The following is a 12,157-nucleotide window of genomic DNA, read 5'->3' on the forward strand; positions in this document are numbered from 1 at the left end:
GATCGACTTCACCATGCCCATTCTTGTTTGCGGATCGCTTGCTTTCGACACCATCATGACGTTCGAGGGTCGCTTCGCCGAGCAGATCCTGCCCAGCCAGTTGCACATCCTCAACGTGTCGTTTCTGGTTCCCGCCCTGCGCCGTGAGTACGGTGGTTGCGCGGGCAACATCGCCTATGGCCTGAAGCAATTGGGAGCACACGCTGTGCCCTTGGCCACGCTGGGCAACGATGGCCAGGAATACCTGGAGCGTCTGCAGGCGCTGGGCGTGGACACCGCGCATGTGAAAAGCGCGGCCGACAGCTACACCGCGCAGGCCATGATCATGACGGACCGCGACAACAACCAGATCACCGCGTTCCACCCCGGCGCCATGTCGATGGCCCACGACAATCCCGTGCCCGCGCGCAAGGACATCGCGGTGGCGATCATCTCGCCCGATGGCCGCGACGCGATGCTGACCCACGCGAAACAGTTGCACGCAGCGGGCGTGCCCTTCGTATTCGATCCCGGCCAGGGCTTGCCGATGTTCAACGGCGAGGAGCTCAAGCAGTTCATCGAACTGGCCACCTGGATCACCGTGAACGACTACGAAGGCAAGATGCTGTCCGATCGAACGGGTCTCTCGTTCGAAGGCATCGCGGCCCGCGTGCGCGGACTCATTGTCACGCTGGCAGAGCATGGGTGCGAGGTGTGGGAAGGTGGTCAGAAGACCGTGGTCCCCGGCGTGAAGGCGACAGAGGTGGTCGACCCCACTGGCTGCGGCGACGCGTTCCGCGCTGCGCTGTTGCACGGGCTGGAGCAAGGCTGGTCGCTGGCGCGTTGCGCTGACCTGGGCAACCGCATGGGCGCAGCCAAGATATCGACCCGCGGTGGCCAGAACTACACCGCGCCTGCGGTTTGAAGAAGCAGTGAAGCGGGCATGAAAAAGCCCGGCGCTTTCGCGCCGGGCTGCAAGTCATCTCAAGGACGACTTCAGGGCTTGCTGGACGTGGGGAACGGCCAGGCAGCCTGCGGATTGAGCTTCGTTTGAGCCGCAGGAGCAGCAGGGGCCGCCGGCTTCTTGGCCGGCTCAGCTTTTTTTGCTGGGGCTGCCTTCGCGACGGCGGCCTTCTTGGCCGGAGCTGCCTTCTTTGCAGGCGCTGCTTTTTTAGCAGCAGGCTTCTTCGCAGCGGCTTTCTTCGCCGGTGCAGCCTTCTTCGCAGGCGCTGCTTTCTTCGCCGCAGGCTTCTTCGCAGCGGCTTTCTTCGCCGGTGCAGCCTTCTTCACCGCTGGCTTTTTGGCTGCCGGCTTTTTGGCCGGTGCAGCTTTCTTTGCAGCGGCTTTCTTCGCCGGTGCAGCCTTCTTCGCAGGAGCCGCTTTCTTCGCTGCTGGCTTTTTGGCCGGTGCAGCTTTCTTCGCGACAACCTTCTTGGCCGGGGCGGCCTTCTTCGCAGGAGCTGCTTTCTTCGCAGCGACTTTCTTGGCCGGGGCGGCCTTTTTTACCGCAGCTTTTTTAGCCGGGGCTTTTTTCGCAGTTGCCATTGTTTTCTCCTTGATCAAGTTGCAAAGAGCACTTCATCCGGTCACTGTGCCGGTGAAGTGATTCAACGCGCTGGAGCCGTGTGGATGCATCCACGGCTGGCCCCAAGGTGTTGAATCCTGTGACAGAGCCCTGCCCACGGCACCAAAGTGCCGGTGGCAAGGTTCTGAAATGTTGAAACGCATGTGAGGGTAGATCCAAATAGGCAGTGCGACCCCGGCGGTGGCATCAGTCCCAAGACAGGGCGCCGCCCGTCTGGTATTCGATCACGCGGGTTTCGAAGAAATTGCGTTCCTTCTTGAGGTCGATCATCTCGCTCATCCAGGGGAACGGGTTCTCTTCGTTCGGAAACATGGGCTCAAGGCCGATCTGCGTGGCGCGCCGGTTGGCGATGTAACGCAGATAGCCCTTGAACATGGAAGCGTTCATGCCGAGCACGCCGCGCGGCATGGTGTCTTCGGCGTAGCGGTACTCGAGCTCGACGGCTTTGAGGAACAGCTGCTTGATCTCTTCCTTGAACTCAGGCGTCCACAGCATCGGGTTCTCCATCTTGATCGCGTTGATCAGATCGATACCGAAGTTGCAGTGCATGGACTCGTCGCGCAGGATGTACTGGTACTGCTCGGCGGCACCGGTCATCTTGTTCTGGCGACCCAGCGCCAGGATCTGCGTGAAGCCGACGTAGAAGAACAGGCCTTCCATCAGGCACGCGAAGACGATCAGGCTCTTCAAGAGGCGCTGGTCGGTCTCGGGGGTTCCGGTGTGAAAGTTCGGGTCCATGATCGCTTCGATGAAGGGGATCAGGAACTCGTCCTTGTCGCGGATCGACTGGACTTCGTTGTAGGCGTTGAAGATCTCGGACTCGTCCAGACCCAGCGACTCCACGATGTACTGGTAGGCGTGCGTGTGGATCGCTTCTTCAAAGGCCTGGCGCAGCAGGAACTGGCGGCACTCGGGCGCGGTGATGTGGCGGTAGGTGCCCAGCACGATGTTGTTGGCGGCCAGAGAGTCGGCGGTGACGAAGAAGCCGAGGTTGCGCTTGACGATGCGGCGTTCGTCTTCGGTCAGGCCGTTGGGATCTTTCCAGAGCGCGATGTCGCGGCTCATGTTCACTTCCTGCGGCATCCAGTGGTTGGCGCAGGTGGCGAGGTATTTTTCCCAGGCCCACTTGTACTTGAACGGCACCAGCTGGTTGACGTCGGTCTGGCCGTTGATGATGCGTTTGTCGGCAGCGTTGACGCGACGACCTGCGGCTGCGGCGGGCGCCTTCGCTGGCGCGGCATTCGAAACGAATGAAGAGGCGGGAGAAGCGAGTGCAGAGGAGGCGGTGCGCTCACTCGACAGTGAGGCTTGCAGACCCTGCATGCCGGAAGGCATGGGGTTGTTCGCTGGCTTCGTGGAGGGCGTGGTGTGATCGTCCCAGGTCAACATAGGTGTTTCCAATTCCTCGGATTATCAAAGTGTCTGCATGAATTGCAAAGTGCTCGTGCGCGATGCGCTGTGTTTGTGTTGCTGTGTCGCATCGATTGCATCTCGAAGAACACAGCACACATCACACAAAGCCTCGCTGATTTACTGACACGCTTCGCAACCGGGGTCGTCGATCGCGCAGAACTTGATGTCGGTGGCGGGTGCTTCGGACAAGGCTGCGCTCGATGCGGCGGCTGCATTGGCAGCGGTGGTGGCGGCCATGCCTGCAGTGGTTGCGTCGAGCGACACGGCGTTGAGTTGTCCCGTGCGGCCGGTGGATTTTTCGGCTTGCGTGGCCGACGTGGTGCGCAGGTAGTAAGTGGTCTTGAGACCGCGCAACCAAGCGAGCTTGTAGGTGTCGTCGAGCTTCTTGCCCGATGCGCCGGCCATGTAGATGTTCAGGCTTTGCGCCTGATCGATCCACTTCTGACGACGCGCAGCGGCTTCCACCAGCCACAGCGGTTCAACTTCAAACGCGGTGGCGTATAGCGCCTTCACTTCTTGCGGCACGCGGTCGATCGGGCGGAGTGAACCGTCGAAGTGTTTGAGGTCCATGACCATCACGTCGTCCCACAGGCCCAGCCGCTTCAGGTCTTTCACCAGGTAGCCGTTGATGACGGTGAATTCACCCGAGAGGTTGGACTTCACCGAGAGGTTGCCGAAGCAAGGCTCGATGGAGGCGTCCACGCCGATGATGTTGGAGATGGTCGCGGTCGGTGCGATGGCCACGCAGTTGGAGTTGCGCATGCCGTCGGTGGCGATCTTCTGACGCAGCGCGTCCCAGTCGAGGCTGACCGAGCGGTCCACGTCCACATACCCGCCGCGTTCGCGCGACAACAGGTCGAGCGTGTCGAGTGGCAGGACGCCCTTGTCCCACAGCGAGCCCTTGTAGCTGGCGTAGCGGCCACGCTCGCGAGCGAGTTCGGTGGAGGCCCAGTAGGCGTAGTAGCAGACGGCTTCCATCGACCGGTCGGCGAATTCCACCGCTTCGTTGGAGGCGTAGGGGATGCGCAGTTCGTACAGCGCGTCCTGGAAGCCCATCACGCCCAGACCCACCGGGCGGTGGCGCATGTTGGAGTCACGCGCCTTCTTGACGGCGTAGTAGTTGATGTCGATCACGTTGTCGAGCATGCGCATCGCGGTCTTGATCGTCTTCTGCAGCTTGTCGTGGTCCATCTGACCATCTTTCAAGTGCTGCAGCAGGTTGATCGAGCCCAGGTTGCACACCGCGGTCTCGGTGTCGCTGGTGTTGAGCGTGATCTCGGTGCAGAGGTTGGAGCTGTGCACCACACCGGCGTGCTGCTGCGGTGAGCGCACGTTGCAGGCGTCCTTGAACGTGATCCAGGGGTGGCCGGTCTCGAACAGCATCGAGAGCATCTTGCGCCACATGTCGCTGGCGGGCACCTTGCGGTAAGGCTTGATCTCGCCGCGCGCGGCCTTCTCTTCGTAGGCCACGTAGGCTTTCTCGAAGTCGGCGCCGAACAGGTCGTGCAGGTCGGGCACGCTGTTGGGCGAGAACAGGCTCCACTCGCCTTTTTCCATCACGCGCTTCATGAACAGGTCGGGAATCCAGTTCGCCGTGTTCATGTCGTGGGTGCGGCGGCGGTCATCGCCGGTGTTCTTGCGCAGCTCCAGGAATTCTTCGATGTCCAGGTGCCAGGTTTCCAGGTAGGTGCAGACCGCGCCCTTGCGCTTGCCGCCCTGATTGACCGCCACGGCGGTGTCGTTCACCACCTTGAGGAACGGCACAACACCTTGCGACTCGCCGTTGGTGCCCTTGATGTGCGAGCCCAGGGCACGCACCCGGGTCCAGTCGTTGCCCAGGCCGCCGGCGAACTTGGAGAGCAGTGCGTTTTCCTTGATTGACTCGTAGATGCCGTCGAGGTCGTCGGGCACGGTGGTCAGGTAGCAGCTGGAGAGCTGCGAGCGCAGGGTGCCGCTGTTGAACAGGGTGGGGGTGGACGACATGAAGTCGAACGAGGAGAGCACCTCGTAGAACTCGATGGCGCGGGCTTCGCGGTCGATCTCGTTGAGCGACAGGCCCATGGCCACGCGCATGAAGAACGACTGCGGCAGCTCGATGCGGGTCTTGCGCACGTGCAGGAAGTAGCGGTCATACAGGGTCTGCAGGCCAAGGTAGTCGAACTGCAGGTCGCGCTCGGGCTTGAGCGCGGCGCCCAGGCGGGCCAGGTCGAACTGCAGCAGGCGTTCGTCGAGCAGGTCGTTGTCCACGCCCTTCTTGATGAACTGCGGGAAGTAGTCGGCATAGCGCGCGCCCATCTCGGAGGAGGGCACTTCTTCGCCCATGACTTCCTTGACGATGGTGTGCAGCAGCAGGCGCGCGGTGGCGTAGGTGTAGTCGGGGTCTTTTTCGATCAGCGTGCGCGCGGCCAGGATGGAGGCCTTGTAGACCTCTTCGATCGGCACGCCGTCGTACAGGTTGCGCTTGGTCTCGGCCACGATCGGGTCGGCGTGGATGTCCTTGCCCAGGCCGCTGCAGGCATCGGCGATCAGGGCCTGCAGGCGCTGCAGGTCGAGCGGCACGCGCTGGCCGCCGTCGATCACGTGCAGCGTGGCTTCCACCGGTTTGGCCACTTCGGCCTGGTGGGCGCGCTCTTGGGTGCGGCGCTCGCGGTAGAGCACATAGGCGCGGGCGACTTCGTGGTGGCCGCTGCGCATCAGGCCGAGTTCGGCCTGGTCCTGCACGTCTTCAATGTGGAAGGTGCCGCCGCCGGGGCGCGAGCGCATCAGGGCGCGCACCACGTTCTGCGTGAGCTCATCCACCGTCTCGCGCACGCTGGCCGATGCGGCACCCTGGGTGCCGTGCACGGCCAGGAAAGCTTTCATCATGGCCACGGCGATCTTGCTGGGTTCGAACGAGACCACCGCGCCGTTGCGGCGGATGATCTGGTACTGGGCGAACACCGAGCCGCTCGCGGCCGTGGGAGCAGACGTGGATGAACCGATGGGCTGCTTCTGGGAGGCGGTCGGAGCGGATGTGTTGGGGGAAGCGGTCAGCATGGTTCCTCTTTCATTTTTTGTGATGAGCCTGCTCGCAGGGCACGGGGTCGGGGAGCAGGACGTTCGGTTTCAGTTCGGGTTCGCGGCGTTGTTCAGGGCAATGCGAAGGTTCTCAGCGGGGTGAAAACAGGCCGGAGCAACGTGGAGTGTGTCGAAACTGGAAACGCGGAACACACACTATATCTGGTGTGTGGGTGCTCTTCAAGGCACTACAGGTAGTGTTTGGAGAAAAAACCACCTCGGCAGATGGAGTGGGGTTCGGGCTGTTTTGACGTGAGCCTGATCGCACCAAAAAGGCGCGCCGGGACAAGGCGGCCTGGAGTGCCCGAAAAATCTGGGCGCTGCCGTTTGGGAGCAGCAACGGCGGGCGTTGCAGCGCGATTTGCCTCGGTGTGCCGCGAAAGGCGTGAGGGCCCGTGATGGTGGAGTGCGCCCGACCTTGCGTTTCAGGCGATGGGTGGATTCGCGCCGGTCACCGCATCGGGAAAATACGCACTTGACCAAGCCAAGTCGTGTTGCAGACGCGCCCAGTCAAATCCGGGGCCCGGGTCCTGTTTGCGGCCGGGTGCGATGTGTTCGTGGCCCGCAATGTGTGTGACCGGATAGCGCTCTTTCAAGCGGTGGCACAGCTGGCTGAGGGTGGCGTATTGCGCGGCTTCGAACGGCTCACCCTCCAGCCCCTCGAGCTCGATGCCGATCGAGTCATCGTTGCAGTTCTCACGGCCCCGCCAGCTGGAGGGGCCGGCATGCCAGGCGCGCGCATCGACGTCGACGAACTGCACCAGTTCGCCATCTCGGCGGATGAAGAAATGGGCCGAGACCTCCATGCCCCGGATCTGCCCGAAGTAGGGATGGGCGTCCCAGTCGAGCGCGTTGGTGAAGAGCTGCTCCACCTCGGGCCCGCCATACACGCCGGGGGGCAGGCTGATGGAGTGCAGCACGATCAGGTCGATCAGCGCGCCCGCAGGCCTGGGGCCGTGGTTGGGGGATGGGCAATGGCGCGCCGAAGCCAGCCAGCCGCCGGCCCAGGACGCTTCAAACGTTTCAGGTCGCATCGTCGTCGCTGGACGGCATGGCGATGCCCAGGCGCTGGATGCGGTAGCGCATCTGCCGCAGGTTCAGGCCCAGCCGGGCCGCGGCCGCGGTGCGGTTGAAGTCGCATTCGCGCAGTGCCTTGAGCAGCACCTGCTTCTCTTGTTCGTCGAGGTAGGACTGCAGGTCGGCAGGGATTTCTTCGGGCACAGTCGACGCCGCTGCAGCGGCGATCACCGAATCGGGCAACTGGTCGGGCTGGGTGGGGATCTCGTCCGAATCGTCGGTGTCACCGAAGTCCTCAGGCTCCAGCTGGCTGCCGCTGCTCAGGGCCAGGGCGCGTTGCAGCAGGTTCTCCAGTTCGCGCACGTTGCCGGGCAGCTCACGCGCCTTCAACCAGTCGAGTGCCTGGATCGAGAGTTCGGGTGCGGGCTGGCCCGACTCGTTGCAGATGCGTTGCAGCAGCGCGCGGGCCAGCTCGGGCAGGTCGTCGCGCCGCTCGCGCAGCGAGGGTGTGCGCAGCTCGATCACGTTGAGCCGGTAAAACAGATCCTGGCGGAACTGCCCGGCCTGCACCAGGGCGGTGAGGTCCCGGTGCGTGGCGCTGACCAGGCGCACGTCCACGGCTTCTTCCTGCACACCACCGAGTGCGCGCACGCGCCGCTCCTGGATCACGCGCAGCAGCTTGGCCTGCATGGCCAGCGGCAGGTCGCCGATTTCGTCGAGAAAAAGCGTGCCGCCTTTGGCCGCCTGGAAGTAGCCTTCGCGGTCGTGTGTGGCGCCGGTGTAGGCGCCCTTGCGCGCGCCGAAAAATTCGGCCTCGATGAGGTTCTCGGGAATGGCGCCGCAGTTCACCGCCACGAAGGGACCGGCGCTGCGGTGGCTGCAGTCGTGCACGGCGCGCGCCACCAGCTCCTTGCCGGTGCCCGACTCGCCGAGGATCAGCACGGGCGCCATGCTGGTGGCCACCTTCTCGATGCGGCCCTTGATCTGCACGATGCTGGCCGCACGGCCGACGATGCGCGAGAGCGACTTCAAGCCCGAGGGCGGCGGTGGGGCACTGCGCATGGGCTCGGCACCGGCGCCCGTGCGCTTCTGGTTGCCCATGAGCGGATGGCGCTGGCTTTGCACCGCTTGCGTCACCGCGTTGCGCAATTGTTTGAGGTCGACCGGTTTGGTGAGGTAGTCGAACGCGCCCGCCTTGAGCGACTCCACCGCGTTGTCGGCCGAGCCAAAGGCGGTGATGACGATGCACTTCTCGGTGCGTTGGGCGTCTGTGAGTTCGCGCAGCAGCTCCAACCCCAGGCCATCGGGCAGCCGCATGTCGGAGATCAGCACGTCGAAGCGTTGCTGGGCCAGCCACTCTCGCGCCTGGGCGAGGTCGGCGGCAGCCACCACCGCATGGCCTTCGCGCAGCAAGGTGAGCTCGTACAGCGTGCGCAGATCGGGCTCGTCGTCGACGACGAGCACGGAGGCCGAGATGGACGGGGTGTTGGGGCTGGTGGCCATGGGTGTGCGAGCTGAAGCTCAGCTCGGGGCCAGTGGGGGATCGCCCAGGGTCGGGCTGAAACGGGTGCTGAAGGGCCGCGATTCGCCCCCGGGGTAGGCCAGGTTTTGTTGCACGGGCTGCGGGCCGGCATGGCCGTTGGGCATCGACACGAAGAACTCGTTGCCTTCCAGCTGATCCAGCCGCACGCGCTGGTAAGCGATCTGGGCGCCGTAGCGCTCGCAGAGTTCGCGGCAGATGTACAGGCCCAGGCCGCTGGAGCGGCTCTCGGATGAGAAGAAGGGCTCGAACAGGTGGCGCATCACGCTGGCTTCCAGCGGCTGGCCGTCGCTCCAGATCGAGAGACGGCTGTGCTCGCTGCCATTGGGCTGGGTGACGACGCGGATGGATGAGGGCTTGCCCGATGCATGGCGCAGTGCGTTGTCCAGCAGGTTGACCAGCACGCGCCGCAAATGTTCGGGATCGAACTCCACATGGGCCTGGGGCGCATGCAGGTGCACACCGAGCACGCCCTTGGCCGGGTTCTGGCGCAGCCAGTCCATCGTGATCTGGCGCACCAGTGGGTCCAACGCCATGCTGGGGGTGGAGCCGTCGCCGCGCACGGGCTGTGCCCGGGCCACGTTGAGGATGTCGTCCACGATGCGCGAGAGCCGCTGGGCATTCTGCTCGATCATGTGGATCAGCCGCTTTTGCGAGGCGTCTTTCACCTCTTCATCCAGCAGCGCATTGGCCTGGGTGATGGCGGAGAGCGGATTGCGGATTTCGTGTGCCACCGCAGCCGACATGCGGCCCATGGACGCGAGCTTCTCGGTGCGCACGCGGGCTTCCACCTCGCGCAGGTCTTCCAGGAACAACACGCACAGGCCGGTGCTGCGTCCACCACGCGAGGTGAGTCGCGTGCGGGCGTGCAGCCGTTGGCTGGGCCGGTCCTCGTTGTCGATGGTGGTCTCCGTCTCGAGTGCCTGTCCGAGCACGAAGGTCTCGCTCACCAGGTCGGACAGGTGGCTCCAGCTGGGCCGTGCCGAGAGTAGGAGCTTGGCGGCCTGGGGATAGGCCTCGCCCATGAGCATGATCTGCGCGGCGGGGTTGGCGTTGCGCACGACGCCGTGCGGATCGACCACCAGCACGCCCACGCTCAGGCTCTCGATCACGAGTTCGTTGACCTGCGCCTGGGTGCGTGCGGCGGCCTGGCTGCTGGAGGCCATGGCCTCTTCTTTCGCCAGGCGGATGGCCAGCTGGTTGGCCAGCACCGCCACCAGAAAGAAGCCGGTGCTGGCCAGGCCGGCTTGCAGGAACTGCGCGGTGGCGAGGTCGCTGAACAGCGGCGCACTCAGGAAGACTTCAGTCAGCAGGAACAGCGTCACGCACGCAGCCGTGGCCAGGGCGAGCAACAGTGGACCGAGGATGGAGGCCAGCAGCACCGGCAGGGCAAACAGCGGTGTGTAGTTGATCGAGCCGGTCTGGAAGAACTGCAGCAGCGCGAACACCACCGCATCGACGCCGATGGTCAGCACCCACTGAAGCTGGATCGGCGTGCCTTGCTCCACTGGTCGCCAGGCGTACAGCACCACCAGGGTGGCGGTGAGGTGCACGGCTGCCAGCAGCAACAGCCAGTCGGGGCCGCCCGTGCCGGTGACGACCATGAAGATCTGCAGTGCCAGCAACACGAGCGCGATGAACACGCGCGCCCGCATGAAAGCCACCCACAGTCGAACGAAGGCGCGCAGGCGCTGCTCACGTCCCTGGTTGTTGCCGGTTTCGAAAGCAACGAACCAGGAGGGTGCGAACTGCGAGCTGTCTTCTCGGGCCATCTCAGTTCCGTTGATGGGGTGCGTCGGCCAACGTCAGGTACAGCGTGTTCATGTCGACGCGCCTTCCTTCAACCGGCGGTGTTCGGCACTGCAATAGGGGCCCAGGGTTCCCTGCACCGTGTCGCCCTGGGGCAGGTGGGTGCCGCATTGCTTGCAGGCCACCATCACGACCGGCAGGCGCGGTGCGCCTGGGGGCGCAGGTGGCGGGCGCGAGGCGTCCGAGCGGTCGGTGATGCGGTTGTGGCGCCACACATAGAAAGCGACCATCACCACGGCCAGGACGAGCAGGTATTTCATGTGGGCAGTGGTTCAGCTGCGCTGCAGCAGGACTTCGAGCACGAAGCGAGAGCCGGCATAACCCAGCAGCAGCAGCCCCGCGCCCAGGTAGAGCATGCGGGCAGCGAAGCGGCCACGCCATCCCAGGCGCCAGCGCCCCCAGAGCAGCACGGCCATGGTGATCCAGGACAACACCGAAAAGACCGATTTGTGGTCCCACACCCAGCGGTGGTTGAGCAGCTCGGAGAAATACCAGCCCGCCAGCAGCGTGGCCGTGAGCAGCACGAACCCGGCCGACAGGAAGCGGAAGGTCAGGCGTTCCAGCGTGAGCAGCGGCATGTCGGTTTCTGCGGAGGTGCCCAGTCGCATGGCCTTCTCGGCGCGCTGCATCAGCCAGGCGTGGACCACCGCCACCGCGATGAGTCCGTAAGAGGCGATGCCCAGCGCCCAGTGCAGGGGCATCCAGTTCGAGCGCAATGCGGGGTAGGGCGTGCCCGGAAACACCATGGCCAGCAGCACCACCGCCGTGCCCAGAAGGGCGAGGGTCCAGCGCTCGCGCAGTTGAGGGTACAGGCGGCTTTCAATCATGTAGACGGTGAGCACCAGCCAGGCGGTGACCGACAACGAGGGCGCGAAGCCGAAACGCGCGGGGTGCTCGAACAGGCCGAGCACCAGCACACCCAGGTGCAGCAACCAGGCCACGGTGAGCAGCGCGCGGCTCTGCATCGCTGACGCACGGGGATGGACCCAGGCCACGACGGCATAGGCCAGTGCCGCAAGGCCTGAGAGCACCACCGCAGGCAGGCTGGTCGCGAGCGATGGCAGCAGGTTCATGTGGGATGGCGCGCGCGCAGCGGGCTGGGGGTGGGCGCGGCTAAAATCATTGGCGGAGTTTAACGGCCTTGACCGTTGCCAGCCGCCAGTCTCCCGGCCAATGGCCCGACACCCATCCCAGCCGGCGCGGACCCCGCGGCCGGCGGGTTCTTCTCCTTCCAACCGAGCGCAGCATGGCATCAGCCCTTTCCGACCGACTCTCACGCATCGTCAAGGAAATGCGCGGCCAGGCCCGCATCACCGAAACCAACGTCACCGACATGCTGCGTGAGGTCCGCATGGCCTTGCTGGAGGCCGACGTGGCCCTGCCGGTGGTGCGCGACTTCATTGCCCGGGTGAAAGAGAAGGCGCTGGGCCAGGAGGTGGTGGGTTCGCTCACCCCCGGGCAGGCGCTGGTGGCCATCGTCAACCGCGAGCTGGCGCTCACCATGGGCGACGGCGTGGCCGACATCAACCTCGCGGCGCAGCCGCCTGCCGTCATCCTCATGGCCGGCCTGCAGGGGGCCGGCAAGACCACCACCACCGCCAAGCTGGCGAAACACCTGATCGAGAAGCGCAAGAAGAAGGTGCTCACGGTGTCGGGCGACGTCTACCGCCCCGCCGCCATCGAACAGCTCAAGACCGTGACGGCGCAGGCCGGCGCCGAGTGGTTCCCGAGCACGCCCGACCAGAAGCCGGTGGACA

Annotated in this window: 10 protein-coding genes; 2 read left to right on the forward strand and 8 right to left on the reverse strand. The window is 64.5% G+C overall.

The window, feature by feature from the left end; genetic code table 11:
* The first annotated feature begins 13 nt into the window (after positions 1-13).
* On the forward strand, positions 14-904 hold the full coding sequence (locus tag IV113_RS25830; RefSeq protein WP_291091260.1) for a carbohydrate kinase family protein: 891 nt from the start codon (positions 14-16) through the stop codon (positions 902-904).
* 71 nt (positions 905-975) lie between these two features.
* On the opposite strand, the gene IV113_RS25835 is transcribed toward IV113_RS25830, so the two are convergent.
* The 8 genes from IV113_RS25835 to ccsA all read right to left on the reverse strand — a co-directional run bounded on the left by IV113_RS25835 (position 976) and on the right by ccsA (position 11,473).
* On the reverse strand, positions 976-1,524 hold the full coding sequence (locus tag IV113_RS25835) for a histone H1-like DNA-binding protein (protein ID WP_082585556.1): 549 nt from the start codon (positions 1,522-1,524) through the stop codon (positions 976-978).
* Positions 1,525-1,750: 226 nt separating this feature from the next.
* Positions 1,751-2,953, reverse strand: a complete 1,203-nt coding sequence (locus IV113_RS25840) for a ribonucleotide-diphosphate reductase subunit beta (RefSeq protein ID WP_291091262.1) — start codon at positions 2,951-2,953, stop codon at positions 1,751-1,753.
* A gap of 141 nt (positions 2,954-3,094) precedes the next feature.
* Positions 3,095-6,013: a ribonucleoside-diphosphate reductase subunit alpha gene (locus IV113_RS25845; RefSeq protein WP_291091264.1), complete on the reverse strand. Its 2,919-nt coding sequence runs from the start codon at positions 6,011-6,013 to the stop codon at positions 3,095-3,097.
* Between the two features lie 446 nt (positions 6,014-6,459).
* Positions 6,460-7,068, reverse strand: a complete 609-nt coding sequence (ampD, locus tag IV113_RS25850; RefSeq protein ID WP_291091266.1) for a 1,6-anhydro-N-acetylmuramyl-L-alanine amidase AmpD — start codon at positions 7,066-7,068, stop codon at positions 6,460-6,462.
* Positions 7,058-8,554 (reverse strand): sigma-54 dependent transcriptional regulator, encoded by a 1,497-nt coding sequence (locus IV113_RS25855; RefSeq protein WP_291091268.1) that lies wholly within the window; start codon positions 8,552-8,554, stop codon positions 7,058-7,060. Before IV113_RS25855 ends, ampD begins: the two co-directional genes overlap by 11 nt.
* Before the next feature lie 18 nt (positions 8,555-8,572).
* Positions 8,573-10,363: a HAMP domain-containing sensor histidine kinase gene (locus tag IV113_RS25860; protein WP_291091270.1), complete on the reverse strand. Its 1,791-nt coding sequence runs from the start codon at positions 10,361-10,363 to the stop codon at positions 8,573-8,575.
* Positions 10,364-10,411: 48 nt separating this feature from the next.
* On the reverse strand, positions 10,412-10,660 hold the full coding sequence (locus IV113_RS25865) for a PP0621 family protein (protein WP_291091272.1): 249 nt from the start codon (positions 10,658-10,660) through the stop codon (positions 10,412-10,414).
* A gap of 12 nt (positions 10,661-10,672) precedes the next feature.
* A complete protein-coding gene (gene ccsA, locus IV113_RS25870; RefSeq protein WP_291091274.1) occupies positions 10,673-11,473 on the reverse strand; it encodes a cytochrome c biogenesis protein CcsA in 801 nt (266 codons plus the stop codon).
* 173 nt (positions 11,474-11,646) lie between these two features.
* Here ccsA and IV113_RS25875 point away from each other — a divergent pair.
* A partial coding sequence (locus IV113_RS25875; protein WP_291091276.1) for a signal recognition particle receptor subunit alpha occupies positions 11,647-12,157 on the forward strand: 511 nt, incomplete at its 3' end.

Origin of the sequence: Hydrogenophaga sp., from assembly GCF_018780385.1 — a bacterium.
Taxonomy (GTDB): domain Bacteria; phylum Pseudomonadota; class Gammaproteobacteria; order Burkholderiales; family Burkholderiaceae_C; genus Hydrogenophaga.